Source organism: sulfur-oxidizing endosymbiont of Gigantopelta aegis, from assembly GCF_016097415.1.
In the GTDB taxonomy this organism is placed as follows: Bacteria; Pseudomonadota; Gammaproteobacteria; order GRL18; family GRL18; genus GRL18.
In genome coordinates this window covers 2,394,502-2,415,228 of the sequence record NZ_JAEHGE010000001.1, presented here as the reverse complement: position 1 = coordinate 2,415,228, position 20,727 = coordinate 2,394,502, and the positions used below count along the sequence as shown (strand labels likewise).

24 protein-coding genes and 5 pseudogenes are annotated in these 20,727 nt (G+C 38.7%); 12 read left to right on the top strand and 17 right to left on the bottom strand.

Features of this window, described 5'->3' with window-relative positions:
• Positions 1-15: 15 nt before the first annotated feature.
• From JEU79_RS26455 to JEU79_RS12150, 11 genes and pseudogenes are all read left to right on the top strand, one after another.
• Positions 16-480, top strand: a complete 465-nt coding sequence (locus JEU79_RS26455) for an Lrp/AsnC family transcriptional regulator (RefSeq protein WP_246540233.1) — start codon at positions 16-18, stop codon at positions 478-480.
• Positions 481-564: 84 nt separating this feature from the next.
• A complete protein-coding gene (gene ahbB / locus JEU79_RS26450; protein WP_246540230.1) occupies positions 565-1,143 on the top strand; it encodes a siroheme decarboxylase subunit beta in 579 nt (192 codons plus the stop codon).
• Positions 1,136-1,579, top strand: coding sequence for an Lrp/AsnC family transcriptional regulator (locus tag JEU79_RS12180; protein ID WP_198264335.1), 444 nt, complete (start codon positions 1,136-1,138; stop codon positions 1,577-1,579). The genes ahbB (JEU79_RS26450) and JEU79_RS12180 overlap by 8 nt, the downstream gene beginning before the upstream one ends.
• A gap of 25 nt (positions 1,580-1,604) precedes the next feature.
• Complete coding sequence (gene ahbB / locus JEU79_RS12175) at positions 1,605-2,078, top strand: siroheme decarboxylase subunit beta (protein ID WP_246540224.1); 474 nt, start codon at positions 1,605-1,607, stop codon at positions 2,076-2,078.
• 46 nt (positions 2,079-2,124) lie between these two features.
• A complete protein-coding gene (nirJ, locus tag JEU79_RS12170) occupies positions 2,125-3,267 on the top strand; it encodes a heme d1 biosynthesis radical SAM protein NirJ (protein WP_198264334.1) in 1,143 nt (380 codons plus the stop codon).
• 425 nt (positions 3,268-3,692) lie between these two features.
• Positions 3,693-4,848, top strand: a pseudogene (locus tag JEU79_RS12165) (IS3 family transposase).
• A 367-nt stretch (positions 4,849-5,215) separates the two neighbouring features.
• The gene (locus tag JEU79_RS26445; protein ID WP_246540223.1) at positions 5,216-5,929 is read left to right on the top strand and encodes a cytochrome D1 domain-containing protein; all 714 of its coding nucleotides are present in this window, start codon (positions 5,216-5,218) and stop codon (positions 5,927-5,929) included.
• Entirely contained in the window at positions 5,881-6,201 is a 321-nt protein-coding gene (locus JEU79_RS27465) for a cytochrome D1 domain-containing protein (protein ID WP_281400886.1), read from the top strand. Before JEU79_RS26445 ends, JEU79_RS27465 begins: the two co-directional genes overlap by 49 nt.
• Before the next feature lie 23 nt (positions 6,202-6,224).
• A pseudogene (locus JEU79_RS27460) lies at positions 6,225-6,539 on the top strand (cytochrome D1 domain-containing protein).
• Between the two features lie 141 nt (positions 6,540-6,680).
• Complete coding sequence (locus JEU79_RS12155) at positions 6,681-7,139, top strand: bacteriohemerythrin (protein ID WP_198264333.1); 459 nt, start codon at positions 6,681-6,683, stop codon at positions 7,137-7,139.
• 1 nt (position 7,140) lies between these two features.
• Complete coding sequence (locus JEU79_RS12150) at positions 7,141-7,608, top strand: hypothetical protein (RefSeq protein WP_246540222.1); 468 nt, start codon at positions 7,141-7,143, stop codon at positions 7,606-7,608.
• A gap of 144 nt (positions 7,609-7,752) precedes the next feature.
• On the opposite strand, the gene JEU79_RS12145 is transcribed toward JEU79_RS12150, so the two are convergent.
• The 15 genes and pseudogenes from JEU79_RS12145 to JEU79_RS12075 all read right to left on the bottom strand — a co-directional run bounded on the left by JEU79_RS12145 (position 7,753) and on the right by JEU79_RS12075 (position 18,035).
• Complete coding sequence (locus JEU79_RS12145) at positions 7,753-7,998, bottom strand: hypothetical protein (RefSeq protein WP_198264332.1); 246 nt, start codon at positions 7,996-7,998, stop codon at positions 7,753-7,755.
• Between the two features lie 259 nt (positions 7,999-8,257).
• A complete protein-coding gene (locus tag JEU79_RS12140; RefSeq protein ID WP_198264331.1) occupies positions 8,258-9,193 on the bottom strand; it encodes a 4Fe-4S binding protein in 936 nt (311 codons plus the stop codon).
• Between the two features lie 171 nt (positions 9,194-9,364).
• Positions 9,365-10,804, bottom strand: coding sequence for a sodium:proton antiporter NhaD (gene nhaD, locus JEU79_RS12135; protein WP_198264330.1), 1,440 nt, complete (start codon positions 10,802-10,804; stop codon positions 9,365-9,367).
• 120 nt (positions 10,805-10,924) lie between these two features.
• A pseudogene (locus tag JEU79_RS12130) lies at positions 10,925-11,509 on the bottom strand (SLC13 family permease); the annotation flags it as partial.
• Positions 11,510-11,562: 53 nt separating this feature from the next.
• Positions 11,563-12,087: a hypothetical protein gene (locus tag JEU79_RS12125; protein WP_198264586.1), complete on the bottom strand. Its 525-nt coding sequence runs from the start codon at positions 12,085-12,087 to the stop codon at positions 11,563-11,565.
• A 268-nt stretch (positions 12,088-12,355) separates the two neighbouring features.
• Positions 12,356-13,096 carry an Eco57I restriction-modification methylase domain-containing protein gene (locus JEU79_RS12120; RefSeq protein ID WP_198264284.1) on the bottom strand — a complete coding sequence of 247 codons (741 nt, stop codon included), beginning with the start codon at positions 13,094-13,096 and terminating at the stop codon, positions 12,356-12,358.
• A 28-nt stretch (positions 13,097-13,124) separates the two neighbouring features.
• Positions 13,125-13,283: a hypothetical protein gene (locus tag JEU79_RS12115; RefSeq protein WP_198262479.1), complete on the bottom strand. Its 159-nt coding sequence runs from the start codon at positions 13,281-13,283 to the stop codon at positions 13,125-13,127.
• Positions 13,280-14,008 (bottom strand): N-6 DNA methylase, encoded by a 729-nt coding sequence (locus JEU79_RS12110; RefSeq protein ID WP_198264329.1) that lies wholly within the window; start codon positions 14,006-14,008, stop codon positions 13,280-13,282. Before JEU79_RS12110 ends, JEU79_RS12115 begins: the two co-directional genes overlap by 4 nt.
• A gap of 44 nt (positions 14,009-14,052) precedes the next feature.
• Positions 14,053-14,343, bottom strand: a complete 291-nt coding sequence (locus JEU79_RS12105; RefSeq protein WP_198262482.1) for a hypothetical protein — start codon at positions 14,341-14,343, stop codon at positions 14,053-14,055.
• Between the two features lie 92 nt (positions 14,344-14,435).
• A complete protein-coding gene (locus tag JEU79_RS12100) occupies positions 14,436-14,735 on the bottom strand; it encodes a hypothetical protein (RefSeq protein WP_198262483.1) in 300 nt (99 codons plus the stop codon).
• 12 nt (positions 14,736-14,747) lie between these two features.
• Positions 14,748-15,071: a hypothetical protein gene (locus JEU79_RS12095; RefSeq protein ID WP_246540213.1), complete on the bottom strand. Its 324-nt coding sequence runs from the start codon at positions 15,069-15,071 to the stop codon at positions 14,748-14,750.
• Between the two features lie 277 nt (positions 15,072-15,348).
• Positions 15,349-16,511 (bottom strand): annotated as a pseudogene (locus JEU79_RS12090) (IS3 family transposase).
• A gap of 26 nt (positions 16,512-16,537) precedes the next feature.
• Positions 16,538-16,975: a hypothetical protein gene (locus tag JEU79_RS12085; RefSeq protein WP_198264328.1), complete on the bottom strand. Its 438-nt coding sequence runs from the start codon at positions 16,973-16,975 to the stop codon at positions 16,538-16,540.
• 122 nt (positions 16,976-17,097) lie between these two features.
• Positions 17,098-17,274: a hypothetical protein gene (locus JEU79_RS12080; RefSeq protein WP_198262593.1), complete on the bottom strand. Its 177-nt coding sequence runs from the start codon at positions 17,272-17,274 to the stop codon at positions 17,098-17,100.
• On the bottom strand, positions 17,271-18,035 hold the full coding sequence (locus JEU79_RS12075; protein ID WP_198264327.1) for an IS1 family transposase: 765 nt from the start codon (positions 18,033-18,035) through the stop codon (positions 17,271-17,273). Before JEU79_RS12075 ends, JEU79_RS12080 begins: the two co-directional genes overlap by 4 nt.
• Before the next feature lie 48 nt (positions 18,036-18,083).
• Here JEU79_RS12075 and tnpC point away from each other — a divergent pair, with 48 nt between their 5' ends.
• Complete coding sequence (gene tnpC / locus JEU79_RS12070) at positions 18,084-18,812, top strand: IS66 family transposase (RefSeq protein ID WP_198265981.1); 729 nt, start codon at positions 18,084-18,086, stop codon at positions 18,810-18,812.
• On the opposite strand, the gene JEU79_RS12065 is transcribed toward tnpC, so the two are convergent.
• The gene (locus tag JEU79_RS12065; protein ID WP_198264326.1) at positions 18,795-19,202 is read right to left on the bottom strand and encodes a hypothetical protein; all 408 of its coding nucleotides are present in this window, start codon (positions 19,200-19,202) and stop codon (positions 18,795-18,797) included. The genes tnpC and JEU79_RS12065 overlap by 18 nt on opposite strands.
• Before the next feature lie 309 nt (positions 19,203-19,511).
• Positions 19,512-20,657: pseudogene (locus tag JEU79_RS12060) on the bottom strand (IS3 family transposase); the annotation flags it as partial.
• Positions 20,658-20,727 lie beyond the last annotated feature (70 nt).

Sequence of the window (20,727 nt, the reverse complement as noted above, 5' to 3'; positions counted from 1 at the left end):
AAAAGGTAAAGATGAATGCTGACACTATTAGAAAAGCAATTATTAAATGATTATCAGCAAGGCATCCCCTTGGTGTCTGAGCCTTATGCTGTGATTGCAACAGAGATGCAGGCCAAGGGGTTTAGCGTCACAACTGATGAAATAATAACACGCTTCAGCGCTTTAAAAGCACGCGGCATGATTAGTCGTATCGGTCCTGTATTTCGTCCTAAGCGAGTCGGTGGCAGTACTTTAGCGGCAATGGCAGTACCGGAAGCACGTATGGATGAAGTGGCTAATATTGTTAGTAGCTTCACCGAAGTTAACCATAATTATGAACGTGAACATGACTTTAACTTATGGTTTGTGGTCACTGCAAGTTCGCAACAAGAAGTCGAACAGACTTTAGATAAAATTGCTCAACAAACGGGTTTAAGTGTTATGAATTTACCCATGGAAAGTGATTACCATATTGATTTAGGCTTTCCTCTTTGGTGCTAATGCAGTGCATTAAATAAAGAGTGCTAATAAAGAGTGCTAATAAAAACATGTTAATAAAAAAGCTGTAAAAAAAGGTATTATGCCATGACATTAAATATTTTAGACCAACAACTTATTGCCTCCATACAGGATGGTTTGGATTTTACTGCCAAACCCTTTGTCACCATTGCTGAGCAATTGGGTATTTCTGAACAAAGGGTCATTACCCGACTACAGCAATTAAAAGACGATGGTACAATTAAGCGGTTGGGTGTTGTTGTTCGTCATCGCGAGCTGGGCTTTAAGGCCAATGCCATGGTCGTCTGGGATATTCCCGATGATAAAGTCGCTGAAATTGCTCGACGCATTGCCTCATTTGAATGTGTCACACTATGCTATCAACGCCCTCGTCGCTTACCCGAGTGGTCATACAATCTTTTTTCTATGATTCATGGTAAAGACAGGGAATCCGTTTTACAACGTCTGGATGACTTGGTGGATTTTTTAGACTTACAAGATATTAAACATGAGCCTTTATTCAGTACGCGCCGTTTTAAACAACGTGGCGCACGTTATATTGATTCTGATAAAATCATCAGTCGCTCTATTTCCAGCTTGCCATCCCCTCTCACCACACAGAGCGAACAGAAACAAACAATAGAGACTAAACTCGCGTATGGATGAGCTTGATAAAAAAATTATCAATCTGCTTCAGGGGGATTTTCCCATTGCCGACCACCCTTATGCCATTGCCGCAGAAAAAATAGGTCTCTCTGAAGATGACTTAATACAGCGGCTAGAAAAATTACTAGCAAACAAAACCCTGACCCGCTTTGGTCCGATGTATGATATTCAAAAGCTCGGTGGTAGTTTTAGTTTGTGTGCCATTCGCGTACCCGAAGCACGCTTCGACGAAGTCACTGAAATGGTTAATTCTTTTTCTGAGGTGGCACATAATTATGCCCGCGATCATGAATTCAATATGTGGTATGTATTGGCAACCGATAGCTTGGAGAAAATAGCAACAACCAATAAGGCGATTGAAGATAAAACCGGACTAAAGGTTTATAATATGCCCAAGCTACAGGAATTTTTTGTTGGTTTGCATTTTCAAGCCTAATGGATAACAACTATGGATAACCACTTTGGATGATCTTGATAGACAAATAATTACCGCAACACAATCCGGCTTACCCTTGGTTAAAGCGCCTTATGATATGATTGCTCAACAACTCAATATTAAACCCGAGTTGCTAAAGCAACGCATGAGTGCCATGCTTGAACAAGGAAAAATTCGTCGTATCGGTGCCGTGCCTAATCATTATAAATTAGGTTATCAGGCAAATGCGATGTCAGTCTGGAATGTGCCGGATGATATGATTAATGAATTAGGCCAACAATTAGGTGCTTTAGATTTTGTCAGCCATTGTTATGAACGGCCACGTTTCTTACCTGAATGGCCGTATAATTTATTTGCCATGCTACATGGCAAAAGTAAAGATGAAGTAGCCATCAAGGTAATGGAAATCGTTAGCTTGTTAGGTGAACACTGTGCTGGCTATGAGCTGCTTTATAGCACAAAATTTTTAAAAAAAACGGGCTTACGCTTATCAAGCTAAGCGTCCAAATCAGGTTAAAACCTATTCTTTAAGCAAATGGTTAATTATGTTTAGAATTTCGCAATATCTCAATGAAGTCATCCAGCCAACACCCCTAAAGGCCAAGCGAAATCCACCTGGACCGGTGGTGATATGGAACTTAATCCGTCGCTGTAATCTGACCTGTAAACATTGTTATTCTATTTCTGCTGACACACATTTTAAAGGTGAGTTATCCACCGATGAAGTATTTACCGTCATAGATGATTTAAAAGATTTTGGTGTGCCGGTGCTGATTCTTTCCGGTGGTGAACCCTTATTAAGAGATGATATTTTTGAAATCTCTCACCATGCTAAGGCGATGGGATTTTACGTCGGCTTGTCCACTAATGGCACGCTGATCACAGAAGAAAACATCGAGAAAATAGCCGCCGTTAATTATGATTATGTCGGCATTAGCATTGATGGCGTCGAAGCAACCCATGATATTTTTCGCCGTAAAGAAGGGGCTTATCAAGAATCCATCAAGGGCATTCGTCTGTGTAAAGCACATGATATTAAAGTGGGTCTGCGTTTTACCCTAACGCAGGACAATGCGGATGAACTTCCTGCCCTATTGCAACTCATGGAAGATGAACAGATTGATAAATTTTATTTATCACATCTTAATTATGCCGGTCGGGGCAATAAAAACCGTAAGGATGATGTCTATCATCTGGCCACCCGCAAATCATTGGATCTCTTATTTGAACATTGTATTAAAGAAATTAAACAAGGCATTCAACGTGAGTATGTCACTGGCAATAATGATGCTGATGGCCTATATCTCTATCATTGGGTGAAAGCGCATTACCCCGAGCAAGCCGATGCTATCAAGGCTCGTCTGGATCAATGGGGAGGTAATTCTTCAGGGGTTAATATTGCCAATATCGACAATTTAGGCAAGGTACATCCTGATACCATGTGGTGGAATTATTCGCTAGGCAATGTCAAAGACCGCCCTTTTTCAGAAATATGGCCGGACACTTCTGACCCACTCATGGCAGGCCTAAAGCAAAGTCCCAGACCCGTCGAAGGACGCTGTGCCAAATGCCAATATCTCAATATCTGCAATGGCAATACCCGCGTCAGAGCCTGGCAAACCACCGATAACTTCTGGGCAGAAGATCCCGCCTGTTATCTAACGGATGAAGAAATTGGCATAGCTTAGTGCGGCTGTATCCAAGCTAATGTTTTATTCCTGCCAAGTTTATGTACTGGATATTAAATATCACGTGTAGAAATACCCATGATACTTCCCCTCTTCTGAACTTGATAAAAATCAATGTTTCAATTGCTAGGCTAGGATTATAATCAAGCTTAAATGCCTTGAGATTAATTATAATCCTATGAAAATACAGCTCTTTTTTTACCTGATTTTTTTCTTTAGCCTGTCGTTTAATATAAATGCTACTGCCAGTGCTAATGTTAACGCTAGTGCCAGCACTAATGTGAGTACTATTGAGCTGTTTAAAAAGAATTGTGCCTCTTGTCATGGCGATGATCGTCTGGGACTGATTGGCCCGCCCTTAATGTGGCTATACTTAACCGGACACACAACTTAAAATAACTAAAAGATAAAAAGTGTGACCTAAAATGAATGATCAAACAAAAAAACCGAATAAAAGCTATACATCAGAATTTAAAGAATCAGCTGTCAAATTAGCTAATGAGACGGATCAACCCGTTTCTCAGACTGCCAGGGAGCTAGGTGTTAATGTAAATACTCTACATACCTGGATCAGTAAATATTCCAAACCGGTGAAGACGGTAGCCAATAGAAGTGATGAACACATTTATGATGAAGTAAAACGTCTGAAAAAAGAATTGGCAAAAGTGATTCAGGAGCGTGATTTATTAAAAGGCCACAGCGTACTTTGCAAGGGAAACTTTGTGAAGTACGCATGGATAACTGATCAGGCTAAAGATTACCCGGTAACGATTCTGTGCCGTTTATGGATGTTTCCGTAGTTGCTATTATGATTGGGTTAGCTCTCCTAAAACGGATAGAGAGAAAGAAAATGAAGCGCTTACTGAGCAGCTAAAAAACTGTTTGAAGACAGTCGCAAGACTTATGGAACCCGTCGTCTTAAAGAAAACTGGCTGAAAAAGGCGTTCATATAAGCCGCCGGAGAATTGGTCGATTAATGAAAAAGCCGGTTTGTTTTGTAAAACGAAGAGACGCTTTAAAGCGACGACTAATTCCAAGCATAATAAGCGTATATCTCCAAATTTACTGGAAAGAGAGTTTACTGTCTCTCAACCTGATCGCTACTATGTGGGTGATATTACCTATATTGCCACCAAGGAAGGCTGGTTATATTTAGCGGTTGTCATTGACTTATTCTCTAGGCAAATTGTTGGCTGGTCGATGGATGAGCGAATGAAAGCCAAGCTAGTCAATGATGCTTTACTGATGGCCATATGGAAGCGTAAACCAATGGATGGATTGCTTTGGCATACTGACCGAGGTAGCCAATATGCCTCTGATAGTCATAGAAAAATATTGTCGGATCATAACATAATTCAGTCTATGAGCCGCAAAGGAAATTGCTGGGACAATGCTGTATCAGAGAGCTTCTTTCATAGTTTGAAAACTGAATTGACGCACCATTGTCGATTCAAAACCAGAGTAGAAGCAAAGCAGGCAATATTTGAATATATTGAGGTATTTTATAATCGGGAGCGACTTCATTCGGCTAATGATTATTTGTCACCAGTCGATTATGAAATACAGCAGGAAATAGCTTAAATCGATTGATTGAAGAGGGTAAAGGCGACATAAATGCCGCCCATTACCGTTGACGGCCATCGGCTCCTCAGCCTGTGCCGTGAAGATATTGTAACAGGATCATTACCGTTGTGAAAATACCTTGGGTGAATGGAACGGCTCTATCGTTCCAGAGGGCAAAGCCCTTTCTCTTCATCTGTTTAAAGTTAACATGAGAAACTAAAATGATAGGAAATACAAAATGACAAAAATCACTTGAAACAGCCAAAAAATATTTAGAAAACTGTCCGGAAAAGTGTTGACACATCACCTTGATTCCACAGAGCTTTAAGCGCTTGAAGCCAAAGGCTGCCACATTGGTGATTAAAATGGTCGTGCAGCGAGCCAGATGCCGGCATTTGCCGACACTCTTTCCAATACTGAAATAGCCTCTCTTGTTGACTATATTTATACACCATTAGCCCATCAACCCCGCTGGGATATGCAGGCAATTAAAAACAGTCACAAGATAAGCAATGCACCAGATAGTCTGGGCAATAAACCCATTTTTGATGCTGATATGCAAAATTTGTTTTTAGTGGTTGAAATTGGTGATCATCATGTTACCTTACTTGATGGTGACACATTTAAGCCTATTTTTCGTCTAAAGACCCATAATGCCCTTCATGGTGGTCCTAAGTATTCTAAGGATGGCCGCTATGTATTCTTTGCTTCGCGAGATGGCTGGGTCACTAAATTTGATATTTATAATTTAAAAATCATTGCCGATATTCGTGTCGGCATTAATACCCGTAATTTGGCTGTTTCAGATGATGGACGCTATGTTATTGTGGGCAATACCTTACCTCATACGGCGGTTATTTTAGATGCCTATGATTTAAGTCCCATCAAACTGATTCCTGTAGTCAATGAGAAGGGTGAAAGCTCACGCGTCAGTGCGGTTTATACTGCCGCACCACGACAAAGTTTTATTTTAGCCTTAAAAGATTTTCCTGAATTCTGGGAAATTCCTTATGTCGATAAAAAATATTCGTGCATGATTATCGTCATGAAATGCCTGCTTATACTGGTGAGCCCTTTAGTATTCGACGTGTTAAACTGAGTAATTATTTGGATGATTTTTTCTTTGATCAGCAATATCAACACATCATTGGTGCTGCACGTCCCAAGGGCGAACGCTTACCCCAGGGTGGGCAGGTGATTAAAATTTCTTCCGGCAGAAAAATTAGTGATATCGACTTACCGGGGATGCCTCATTTAAGTTCTGGTATTAGCTGGAAATATAAGGACACTCATATTATTGCAACACCCAATATCAAGGAAGGCGTGGTCTCTTTTATTGATACTAAAACCTGGAAAATTATTAAAAAATAAAAACTAAAGGCCCTGGATTTTTTATGCGTAGCCATGAAAAAAGCCCCTATGCCTGGGTTGATGTTTTTTGGTCCACACAAAGATTTAGTCCACATTATTGATAAAAAACCTTAGAGATTGTTAAGACTTTACAACCTGCTCCAGGTAAAACAGCGGCGCATGTTGAATTCACTAAGGATGGACGTTATGCCCTATTGAGCATTTGGGAAGATGATGGCGCAATCATTGTTTATGATGCACTGACGCTAAAAGAGGTCACTCGCTTACCCATGAAGAAACCATCGGGCAAATACAATGTCTATAACAAAACACATTTAGAAGAAGGCACTAGCCATTAAGCATTAATCACAATGCTATCATCAGGAGAATATTATGTTTAAATCATTGGGTACATTCGGCATGGTTTTACTCTTTGTCGGAGCGGTTGTCATGGTCGCTTTAGGTTTTTGATCGGTCCTACTCATCCTCTGCCTTGGATTATGTTGGTCATTCTAGTTGCCATTCCCATTGTGCATAATAAAATGGCTAAAAAGAAATACTTAGTCTGGAAAGATGATTATAGTGTCGGTATTGAAGAAATGGATAATGATCATAAGAAACTCCTGAACTTGATCAATCAATTACAAACTGCTGTCAATTATTACACTGGCAAGGAATTTGAAGAAAAAGCACTGAATGAATTGGTCGATTACACCAAGACCCACTTCAAAAAAGAAGAGCAATTAATGGCTGATAACGGCTACGAAGATCTTGAAGCCCACAAACAACAACACAAACGCTTTATCAGTAAAATTAATGACTTTATTATTCAATATAAAAGTGATTCCGATATCACTATCGTCGATACCCTGCAATTTCTCAAAGAATGGTTAATCAAACACATTAATGGCACCGACAAAGAATATGGCAAAGTGCTCAATGACAAAGGAATTCATTAATATGGCATTCATTAATATGACAAAGTTAGGCTGGATATTATTTTTGTTTATGAGCGCAGTCAGCGCCACTCTCAGCTATCAATTTATTATTAAAGGTGACACTGAAATTGCCGCTGACGGACGAACCATTATTTTGCTTGAAGAATCGGAGCGGGCTTTTTTCTTGAACGAAATGCGCGGCTTTTTAATTGCCGTGCAACAAATTATTGATGGTATTGAAAAAGACGATATGCAGCAGATCGCAACATCTGCCCGAAAAGTGGGCACGATTGGCTTTGCGAGTGTGCCCAAGAGTATTGTCGGCAAATTACCATTGGCTACCAAGAAAATGGGCTTTGCTACGCATCAGGCCTTTGATCAAATGGCAATGGATGCCGAATCTTTGGCTGACAAGGAACATACCTTGTCACAATTAAATCAAATTCTCAGCACTTGTACGGCGTGTCATTCACTTTATAGACTGCGCTAAGGAATTTAGTGACTTTTCATTGCAAGGGTGAGCATGGCTTTATCTGCCCACGCTGACTGAGCACCTTATCTGCACACTTTCAGCGTGGGCACAAAAAGCGTGCCCACCCTACTTTATACTGCTAAAAAATTTATAAGGTAAGAATTAATGACTCTTCATTGCAGCGGCATGTCTAGCCAATAAATCATCTAATTCATCGGCTGGGACAAACTCTGACCATCTTTCTTGTGGAATGTTAGTCATTGCCGTGGCCTTATAATCGCCACAGGATGGGCACATAAACAAAAAAGTGTGCTTATTTTGGCATGACTTATCAAAAGCCACATCATCCAGTTTGTATTGCACCTGACATTTTTGACAATCAAGATTATAAGTGTGCGCATCTGACATAATATTTTTCCACTTTTTCCATTAAGAGATAATTTCATACTAATTTAGTAGGTTATGTTATGTTATGTTATCTTAATTGAGCATAAATATAAAGCGGCACAGATTAAATCTTTTTTACACTTTAGATGTAGGATGTGGTGAGGAACGAACCGCATCAATGGCTTTAAGTGTACTTCTTTGATGCGGTTCGTTCTTCACCACATCCTACCAATGTAAAGATAAATTGGCTTATTTCAATCTGTCCGATAAAGTCACTATTTTATTGCTTACTAGTGATCTCTTTTACCACCATAGCGGGCGCATTGCGATCCACTGCCTGAGCTTTCTCATTGGTCACCCAATTAATAATCCGCCCATCAGGATTGTCAGCCTGTACTTGGTCACAAGTGTTTAGGCACTGACCACATTGTGTACAGGTAAATTTTGCTCGTTTAATACTGCGGGTATGTAGGCGCATGGGGCAGGCTCGATCACATTCGCGATCACAGGACTGGCATTCATAGGCTCTGGGTTTATCAAAACTGACGACCATTGCTTTGCTATTTGCCATCCAGATAAGGCTCTGAAACACACCAACTGCACAGCCAAATTTACAAAACAGATGCCGGGCAAAAAAGAAATCAATGGTAAAAATAGTCGTGGCAACCAATAAAAATCGGGTGGCTCCCATACCCAGTTCAAAATTCAAAAGATCCGGAATTAATTCAGCTGGTGGCAGGAGGTAACTAAGCAAACTAAAGGCCCAGACAAAGGCCATAGTCATACAAGAAAAAAGCACCAGTAGCCAGGGTAAAACACCCTTTGATTTTTTACTGGCTTTTTCCCATAAAGTGACTCGGTTGAGATGCTTAAGCATCATATCATTGAAGATTTCTACGATAGAAAAATGCGGACAGAGCCAACCACAATAAATACGGCCATAACGCCAGATAATAAAACTGATGATTGCAATAAAGGATAAAACGGGTAAGAAGGCATGCGTAAGCAAAGTCATTGCGGCTGACCCTGCATCGCCCTGCCCTTGCTGAAAAGCATCAAGCCCCAAAGTCCAAGGCTGACCAAAGATGATGAAGTGCCCCAGCGTGAGATCCAAGCGAAAAATATCTAAAAAAGGCGCAAAGATAAACAATAGAAAGAAACTACTGCGAGTAAGCATCCTGATTTTTTCGCGCTTTGGTTTTTGTAATAATGACATAGTGTTGCACTTATGAGTTGAATTTAAGGCATAATAAAAAGTATAGCCTAAGCACTTAGTCATGAACTTGCATTATTATAAATCAAGCATATCGTTCAGTTTATTCTATTGATGGTGCGCTTCGTGCCTCAGTAGCACCCTACGATTTCATTTCTACTGAGGCCTTTGCTATTAAAACATGGCGCTATTCACCCACATATGAGTCATGATACTGGCAATATAGCCCAGAGCAATGACGGGAGCCCATTTCAGGTGGCCGAAGAAGGTATATTGACCTCGTGCCTGTCCCATTAGAGCCACACCGGCTGCAGAACCGATGGATAGTAATGAGCCACCCACACCTGCGGTCATGGTCACTAATAACCATTGTCCGGTGGACATCTCAGGGTTCATGGTTAGCACTGCAAACATTACCGGAATATTATCAACAATGGCTGATAACACACCCACTGCGATATTGGCTGATGTTGCACCCCACTGTGTATACATTAGCTCTGATGCCATAGACAAATAGCCTAAAAAGCCTAAACCACCCACACATAAGACCACACCATAGAAGAAAAGCAAGGTATCCCATTCCGCTTTCGCAATAGGAACAAACACATCAAAAGCAACAAATTGACCCACTTCATTATTATCACCATCTTTATTCAAAGCTTGCTCACGTGCCAGACACTTAGCCTTGGTCTTTTTCAAATAGTAACCCAGGAACTGTAAATAACTTAAGCCCGTCAACATACCAATCACTGGTGGCAGACCGAGGAAGTTATGAAAACTGACTGCAGTCGCAATGGTTAATAAAAACAAGCCAATGATACGCTTAGCACCACGCTTCATTTCGACCACTTCATCAGAAGACTGAGGCTTTTCATCAGGAATGGCAAAGTGCATAATCGCAGCAGGCACAACGAAATTGACAACCGAAGGAATAAACAGTGCAAAGAAGCCCCAGAATTCAACCATGCCTTTTTGCCAAACCATTAGGGTGGTAATATCACCAAACGGGCTGAATGCACCACCGGCATTAGCAGCAACGACAATATTAATACAGGCAATGGAAACAAAACGGGCATTTGTACCACCCACAGCCAGTACCACAGCACACATTAATAAGGCCGTGGTGAGGTTATCAGCAATGGGCGAGATAAAGAATGCCAGAATACCTGTTAGCCAAAACAATTGACGAAAGGAAAACCCCTTACGAATCAACCAGGAGCGCAAAGCATCAAAAACACGACGCTCTTCCATGCCATTAATATAGGTCATCGCCACCAACAAGAATAACATCAGTTCTGAATATTCAAGCAGATTATGTCTGACGGCATATTCAGCCAACTCCGACATGCCATGATTAGCATAGACCCAGCCAATCATCGCCCAGATAATGCCCGCAGCAAAAATAACCGGTTTAGATTTACGTAAGTGAGTATATTCTTCTGCCATCACAAAAATATAGGCAATCATAAAAATCACTAAGGCAATGTAGCCAATTGGGCTGGAAGTCAAATCCAATGGTTCGTGCGTACCTACGGTTTCAGTAGCAAAAAGCTGAAAAGGGATAAGCAGTAAGGTGAGAAACAGCGGAAATTTTAATTTGTTTAATAAAGTCATAATTATCACAAAATAATTTTAATATTTTTTCCTGTTATTAAGAAATATATTTTATTATAAATTAATAGACAAACATAAAAAAGGTGGGCAATGCCCACCTTTTTTAATCATTGTTATTTTTTAAAATACCAGTGACATCATGATAGTCATAACGATTAAGAACAGAATGGTCATAATACCACCGGCTCTCATGAAGTCAGGCACTCGATAACCACCTGGCCCCATAATCAGTGCATTTACTTGATGGGTTGGGATGAGGAATGAATTTGATGTCGCTATCGCTACGGTTAAAGCGAAAACCGCAGGATCTGCACCTTCAACACCTAGGGCAATATTCACAGCTAAAGGCACGAGTAACACCGTGGCTCCAACATTGGACATAACCAAAGTAAAGAATGTTGCTAAAATTGCAATGGACAATTGAATGACCCAAACTGGCATATCACCAACCACTTTTAAGGTTTGTTCAGCAATCCAACCCGCTGTGCCCGAGGATTGAACCGCAAGTCCTAGTGGGATTAAACTAGCCAGTAAGAATACTGTTTTCCATGACACGGCTTCATAAGCTTCATCAATTTTAAGAACGCCCGATAGCACCATACCAATAGCACCCGTTAACAAGGCAATTGATAGTTTTAAATCTGTAAATAATACCATTGATAAAGCAATGGCAAAGAACAAACCAGCCCAACCCACTTTATGGGGCAAGCCGATAAACAAAGGTGTTGATATTTTTGTATAAAAACACCCATATTTGCTCAAAGTAATGAATTTCCAAGTTTAGAAATAGTTTTTAACAATGCTTGTCTTTTGATTTTGTTATCTTCATTATGTGCTACTTCACTTAATGCTGATAACTCTTTATGTTTCTTATTATCTGCATCAAATTCTGGTAAATTCATGTGTTTAAACACATTACCCACTTGAATTGAAATATTATGACTATCAATAAAAGCTTGTACTGTAGAGCTGTTTAGTAAACCACAAAGATAATAGGCTGGCTCTGAATCATAAAAATCAACAAAAAACAATTTGTGGTCGGGAACAAAAACTTTTTGACCACTGATAGGATCGTTACCTTTTGTAATGACTGCCGCTCTAAATGATTTATTGCCAGGCTGTTCAGGCCATACCACTTTAAATGGTGCGAAAGTATAACTGCCAACATTTGAAATACAGAAATAAGGTGCGTGTTCTGTCATTCGTTTGCTATATGTTGATCTTAAAATAAGCTGGTCTTGATAGGTGCTAAAAAATCCTTCACACTTTGGTTTGTCTTCCATGTCATTTTCACAATCTTCTAATAACTGTTTTGTGATCCCCTTATTAGGCACCAGTACATATAAATCTTTTTTGATTGAGACATAACATTCCTGTATATCTCCAGCCCCTTAACTAAAGGATATAGAAAATCAGGTTCTATCCAAAACTTTCTTGCTGGTTTTACTTTTTCATTTCTTCCAAAGTCAGGGCAGGTTTCAATTTGCACCAAATTATTATTTTTATTTGTATCAATAATTTTTACAAAATAAATACCATTTAATTCTGTGGTTACTCCTTTTCTGCCGTTAACCCAAGTGCTTGCACCAGTGATCTTTTAAATGCTTTAAAACCACCTTTCGGTGTAATAGCCCATGGTGAATCACCTCCCGTAACAGGGGTTGCCTCACACTTATCAATGTCAACTGAATCAAGAGCTTCTTGTTTTGTGAGGTGAGCAGGGATTGCTTTTTTATTTCCTTTAGCCGCTTCCCATATAGCATAGGGTATAGGATATTTTATTGTGTTACCTTTGCATTTTTTAGCAATAAAAATAGCTGTTTTATTGGCTGCATCAGGAAATGGCTTTAAAGCTTTTAGATCATCAATCCCTACAGGTTGAATGATCTGATTATTTCCGATATAAAATGATCGAAAACCTGCTGAAGATGGTGATTGAAAATGAGTTTGCGTGATAACAAATGCTAAAATTCCGTCTTCATCTTTGAGCCATTTATCTGCAACGGTATAGGTGATCATTCCTGATATATCAAGTTCATTTCCACCATGAAATTTTGTTTTTGAGAAAATTCCATAATGATCACAGGTTGGCTTTATACGTTCACGGTATAATTCGGGTAATTTTGACCATCTGACCCAAGGTGGATTACCAACAACCACATCAAACTTTCCTGCAATAGCAGACCAGAAGAAATTACGCACTATACGAAACCAGATACCATTCCAGTTTCTTTCATGTAAATCCAGAATTTTTTCATAAGTATGCTTGAGTGGTGATCTCCATTCTTTCATTTCATTGGATGTAATTAATTTTTTTGTATTAATTTTTTTCTGTCTCACGCCACTGAGTACTTTTTGAAACTAAATTATCCATTAGTAAAAATACGGAATCTAAACGACTTCTATCAAAAGCCAATTCTGAAGGCAATAAAATTTCAAGATCGGCTACTTCACTACCAATTTTATAAGAGACAATCAATTCATCTTTTTAGGATTTCGAGCTGGGGAATACACTGCATCCGCTAAAAGAATCGGTATTTCTATATCTGTTCCTTTGTTATTGTCTAATAAATCAGAAATAGCGATTAATATATTCACTCGGGCAGTCTGGACTGCTAAAGGATTTAAATCAAAGCCCCAGACATTGTTTATGATGTGTTTTAACACTTCTAAATCACCCCACCCATCATCTGTTGCTTGTATTTTTATTTTCCTGATTAAAGCCAGTAAGAAAGAAGCTGAACCACATGTTGGATCAAGAAATCGTTGAGTTAAAAAATTTTTTACATTGATTCTATCCAGAGTGACTTCAACCAACCATTCTGGTGTATAAAATTCACCCAGACTTTTTCGTAGCTCATTTGGCACGAGATCTTGATAAAACGACTTAAGAACATCTTTTGAACGTGCGGAAGTTAATTTATCCGCTCTATACATGGAGAATGAAAGCAAAATACCTTTTAATCCATCAATTATTTTGGCTTGATGTTGTTTCAATCTTGCAACATCAAGATACCAACTGAAAATAACTTCTTCTCCAAACCCATTTATTCCAGCACCAGAAAAGAAATTACCCTGTTCAATTTCATATTCCATTCGGTCAATTAATAATTGACCATCAAGGCTGACTGTTTCTCTGATAAATCCTTTATAAGTGGTTAGTGCATGTTCGGCAACAACTTCTGCACCAAGAATTTTTATCAAAAGAGAGTTGTAAGTATGTATGACAAAAAGTGCAACAGGGATCTTCAATTCTTCAGACTTTTTTGTTCAGAGAAATTGACTTGAAATCCAATATTATCAAGAATCCCATTCACTTGGCTGATGGAAAGATTTGATGTTTGTCCATAAAGAGCTTTCCACTCTTCAAAGATCATTTTTATTTTATTATTATTTTTCTTTTCCAGTCGCTCTGATAATGCGTCAGATAAAGCCTGTAACATATTACAGCCAGCATCAGAACTATGACCAAAATCAGTGATTAGATTTTCTGATGTAACAGGAACCCATTTACAATCAGTCAGAGCCTTAACTATCAAAGATACACTGGATTCACTTAATGGTAATAATGCATCATGAACTATTTTTCCTCGGCTGTACCGTGCAAATGCAATATGCTCTGCATCGGTAACTATTCCAATATAATCCTCATTGTCGAGGGATTCGAGTTTAGCACGAGTCGGGATATATTTTTTAAGCGATCAAACACCGCATTTTTAAATGCAGAACTGGAAGTACTGCCATTAAATAAGCCCTTATCCTTAAATTCAATAATAACTCTGTTATAACTGGCATCAACTCTTTGCCTCTCCATTTGAAAAGGAATATTTAAAGCATCACCAATAATCTTTATCCATCCCTGGCGTACTTCTGTTTCATTGAGCCAGTTACCTTTGTCTTTCTTAAGTTGTTTGAAAATTGTTTTATTCATAATGGCTCATAGTTAATTAGGTGAAAAATAAATGATGTCTTCTGGACTAACAATGCCTTTTGCCAGACCTAAACGCATAGCGGGGGTTTTTTTGTCTTTTCCTGCAATACAATAATTATAATAAACTCGGAATATATCGAGTAACTTAACAATGTTCTTTGGGTTGTAAGCAGAATACCCATACCACCTTCTGCCAGAACTGCTGGCAGATGAAATAGCTCGCTCTAATAATGATAATCTACGTCTAACCTGCATAAAAAAATTATCAATCCCATGCATGGAGGCTTTGTTATATAACCATGCCTGATGGTCTTCATCATAGTGATGTGTCAACACTTTTCCGGACAGTTTTCTAAATATTTTTTGGCTGTTTCAAGTGATTTTTGTCATTTTGTATTTCCTATCATTTTAGTTTCTCATGTTAACTTTAAACAGATGAAGAGAAAGGGCTTTGCCCTCTGGAACGATAGAGCCGTTCCATTCACCCAAGGTATTTTCACAACGGTAATGATCCTGTTACAATATCTTCACGGCACAGGCTGAGGAGCCGATGGCCGTCAACGGTAATGGGCGGCATTTATGTCGCCTTTTTACCCCTCTTCAATCAATCGATTTAAGCTATTTCCTGCTGTATTTCATAATCGACTGGTGACAAATAATCATTAGCCGAATGAAGTCGCTCCCGATTATAAAATACCTCAATATATTCAAATATTGCCTGCTTTGCTTCTACTCTGGTTTTGAATCGACAATGGTGCGTCAATTCAGTTTTCAAACTATGAAAGAAGCTCTCTGATACAGCATTGTCCCAGCAATTTCCTTTGCGGCTCATAGACTGAATTATGTTATGATCCGACAATATTTTTCTATGACTATCAGAGGCATATTGGCTACCTCGGTCAGTATGCCAAAGCAATCCATCCATTGGTTTACGCTTCCATATGGCCATCAGTAAAGCATCATTGACTAGCTTGGCTTTCATTCGCTCATCCATCGACCAGCCAACAATTTGCCTAGAGAATAAGTCAATGACAACCGCTAAATATAACCAGCCTTCCTTGGTGGCAATATAGGTAATATCACCCACATAGTAGCGATCAGGTTGAGAGACAGTAAACTCTCTTTCCAGTAAATTTGGAGATATACGCTTATTATGCTTGGAATTAGTCGTCGCTTTAAAGCGTCTCTTCGTTTTACAAAACAAACCGGCTTTTTTCATTAATCGACCAATTCTCCGGCGGCTTATATGAACGCCTTTTTCAGCCAGTTTTCTTTTTTAAGACGACGGGTTCCATAAGTCTTGCGACTGTCTTCAAACAGTTTTTTAGCTGCTCAGTAAGCGCTTCATTTTCTTTCTCTCTATCCGTTTTAGGAGAGCTAACCCAATCATAATAGCAACTACGGGAAACATCCATAAAACGGCACAGAATCGTTACCGGGTAATCTTTAGCCTGATCAGTTATCCATGCGTACTTCACAAAGTTTCCCTTGCAAAGTACGCTGTGGCCTTTTTAATAAATCACGCTCCTGAATCACTTTTGCCAATTCTTTTTTCAGACGTTTTACTTCATCATAAATGTGTTCATCACTTCTATTGGCTACCGTCTTCACCGGTTTGGAATATTTACTGATCCAGGTATGTAGAGTATTTACATTAACACCTAGCTCCCTGGCAGTCTGAGAAACGGGTTGATCCGTCTCATTAGCTAATTTGACAGCTGATTCTTTAAATTCTGATGTATAGCTTTTATTCGGTTTTTTTGTTTGATCATTCATTTTAGGTCACACTTTTTATCTTTTAGTTATTTTAAGTTGTGTGTCCGGTTAAGTATAGCCACATTATAGTCACCATAATCAGTAAGATAACAAATCGCTTTTTCTGGTTCAGACATATTAGGAAAAGGGTGTAAAAGCCATTTATCTTTCCAGTTTCCAATTTCCTGCATGTTTTCTAATCGATCTTTTATTATTTTTAATTTTATTTTATTTTTTGATAAATCAGGGTGTTCTTTTTGCTGATCTGAAAAATAGTTCCTGGAATCATTTAAAGTTCTCCGCTTTTCATCAACAGTTAAATCCTTTGTTATTCGAACATAAAAAGCATCACAGCTTCTATTTTTTATTTCGTTATGGAAAGCTGTTAAGCAGGTTGCTCTCATTCCAGAATCTTGATCTAAAAAGAATCTGATTTTTTCAACACCACTGAACAATTTATGTATAAAAAAGAAATGTCCATACATCGTATATTCAGAATGGATCTGCATTCCATTTTGAGGCAATTTTTGTACTTGATAGAGAGCTTCTGATTCTTCTATATCATCACGAGAAATTGCATCCTTGTATGTTGCTGATATATCGGCACTTAAAGATGATCCATTTGTCTTTTGGATCTTGAATTTTTCACACTCTCTTTATAATCACCATTCAACCAGAATCTTGCATGTTTTCGATAGGCGTATTGGGCATTATAATCATTAACAGATAAAGCATTTTCTTCTATTTCAATAGGGCTAATACAAGGATCATAGTTTAAATTCATTTGAAATACGTAGCCTGTTTCATTGTCAGCACTACCGATTGCTGAAGTTTAATATTTCGTTTATCTTCTCGTCTTGTCCAATTAACAATATATTCCTGTCTATCCACGCTAACATAAAGTCGCTTTATATTGCTTTTAATTAACCTCTGTTCTCTTTCTGATACAAAGGTCATGCACTGTTTATGCAGAAAATCAATTTTTGCATAAACAGTCGCCATACCAACATCAGCAACTTCACAGATTCGCCTTAAAGGGGATTTATTCATTAGAAGTTTGAAAATAAGATTGTTTTTATGAGGCTGTTTTTGACCAGTTGTAGATTGTTTAACTGAAAATGTTTTCTTACAAGACTTGCATCGATAACGACTAGAACCTGATTTTGTTTTCCCAAAAGACTGGTAAAATTCTTTTCCTAACTTAATACTAATGAGATTATTTTTACATGAATTATCAGGGCATGACACCTCTGGAGTTTCTTTTAAATATTCTTCAATTCGCTGTAATTCATCCCAAATTCCTTGATTGCTCTTAACTGGGAATAACTCATTACAAGACTTGCAAATCAGTTTAGTAACTGGCTTTCGACTACCACTTGATAATTTGTAGCAGTCTTTTTGTGATTTATGGAGTTTAACTTGGCTTTCTGTGCTGGCAGGAACACCATAATTTTGGCACAATGGATTTTTGCAAAAATTAACCTGAATATCGTTAATTTCAACTGGAATTCTTGGTTGTTTTATATCAGAAGATATTTTATCCATTTAGATATCCCCTTAAATGTTGATTTTACAAGAATAATAGCTTAATTTATCGCATTTATCAACACCTTTATTTATCGGCTTGCCTTTTTAACGGGGTTTTCAGGTTACCTGCAAACGGATGGCTTTCCCGGTTATCATATATTCGAAAATGAGAACAGTGAAGTCACTTTATTAGGCTGCATGGCACATGCTCGTCGCAAGTTCCATGATGCCTTAAAAGCATTACCCAAGAACAGTCAGAAAAAGCCTGGCATGGTACAAATGGCGATCAGTAAAATTGCTAAATTGTATGCGATTGAAAAACAAATCAAACCGCTCAATGCTGAACAACGTTACCTGATCCGTCAGGAAAAAAGCAAACCACTACTGGATGACTTTAAAAAGTGGTGTGATGATAAAGTGACTAAAACAACAAAAGACAGTAAGTTGGGTGTCGCTATTCGTTATGTGATCAATCAATGGAAGTATCTGACTGTCTATCTTGAAGAGGGCAACCTCCAGATTGATAATAATATGGCAGAGCGGCGGATCAAACCCTTTGTGATTGGGCGCAAAAACTGGGTCATGAACCAAAATCCTCGTGGTGCTGAGGCCAGTGCTATTTTATATTCAATCGTGCAAACAGCGAAAGCAAACAACCTAGAGCCCTTTGCCTTTTTAACACACATTCTGACTGAGTTACCTAAGCTGGGCAGGCATTATGATGATGAGGCTTTAGAGCAATTGTTGCCATGGAATTTGACTGAAAAAATTCAGCCTTTAAATAAAGTGGAATGATACGTCAACGTGGGAAGTTTTGACGTATACCTTCAACGGATCATCTGGCTCAAGTTTATATTGTTTGAGATCATAAAATAGTTCCCAAATCTGAGTATGTACCCAGTTCAGTTCTTTATCATGTCGCTCATTGAGTGGTAGTATCCGCTGAAACACTCTGTCTGCATGTATCCAACATAATGCGTGCAACAAAATATCAAATTGTCCTGCATCATCACTCACAATCACCAAATCACTTGGAAAGCCACTGTTAATTAATGCCCCCAGTAAAGCGCCTTCTGTGGCAATGCGAACATGCCGTTGTGTTATGATACTATTGTTCTGCAGATAGTATTTCCAGGCTTCTTCATTATCAAAGCAAGTCTGATGACTTTGTTCAATAACGCTCAATGGCTTGTGAGGTAATTTTGATGTGTCAACACTTTTCCGGACAGTTTTCTAAATATTTTTTTGGCTGTTTCAAGTGATTTTTGTCATTTTGTATTTCCTATCATTTTAGTTTCTCATGTTAACTTTAAACAGATGAAGAGAAAGGGCTTTGCCCTCTGGAACGATAGAGCCGTTCCATTCACCCAAGGTATTTTCACAACGGTAATGATCCTGTTACAATATCTTCACGGCACAGGCTGAGGAGCCGATGGCCGTCAACGGTAATGGGCGGCATTTATGTCGCCTTTTACCCCTCTTCAATCAATCGATTTAAGCTATTTCCTGCTGTATTTCATAATCGACTGGTGACAAATAATCATTAGCCGAATGAAGTCGCTCCCGATTATAAAATACCTCAATATATTCAAATATTGCCTGCTTTGCTTCTACTCTGGTTTTGAATCGACAATGGTGCGTCAATTCAGTTTTCAAACTATGAAAGAAGCTCTCTGATACAGCATTGTCCCAGCAATTTCCTTTGCGGCTCATAGACTGAATTATGTTATGATCCGACAATATTTTTCTATGACTATCAGAGGCATATTGGCTACCTCGGTCAGTATGCCAAAGCAATCCATCCATTGGTTTACGCTTCCATATGGCCATCAGTAAAGCATCATTGACTAGCTTGGCTTTCATTCGCTCATCCATCGACCAGCCAACAATTTGCCTAGAGAATAAGTCAATGACAACCGCTAAATATAACCAGCCTTCCTTGGTGGCAATATAGGTAATATCACCCACATAGTAGCGATCAGGTTGAGAGACAGTAAACTCTCTTTCCAGTAAATTTGGAGATATACGCTTATTATGCTTGGAATTAGTCGTCGCTTTAAAGCGTCTCTTCGTTTTACAAAACAAACCGGCTTTTTTCATTAATCGACCAATTCTCCGGCGGCTTATATGAACGCCTTTTTCAGCCAGTTTTCTTTTAAGACGACGGGTTCCATAAGTCTTGCGACTGTCTTCAAACAGTTTTTTAGCTGCTCAGTAAGCGCTTCATTTTCTTTCTCTCTATCCGTTTTAGGAGAGCTAACCCAATCATAATAGCAACTACGGGAAACATCCATAAAACGGCACAGAATCGTTACCGGGTAATCTTTAGCCTGATCAGTTATCCATGCGTACTTCACAAAGTTTCCCTTGCAAAGTACGCTGTGGCCTTTTTAATAAATCACGCTCCTGAATCACTTTTGCCAATTCTTTTTTCAGACGTTTTACTTCATCATAAATGTGTTCATCACTTCTATTGGCTACCGTCTTCACCGGTTTGGAATATTTACTGATCCAGGTATGTAGAGTATTTACATTAACACCTAGCTCCCTGGCAGTCTGAGAAACGGGTTGATCCGTCTCATTAGCTAATTTGACAGCTGATTCTTTAAATTCTGATGTATAGCTTTTATTCGGTTTTTTGTTTGATCATTCATTTTAGGTCACACTTTTTATCTTTTAGTTATTTTAAGTTGTGTGTCCGGTTAAGTAT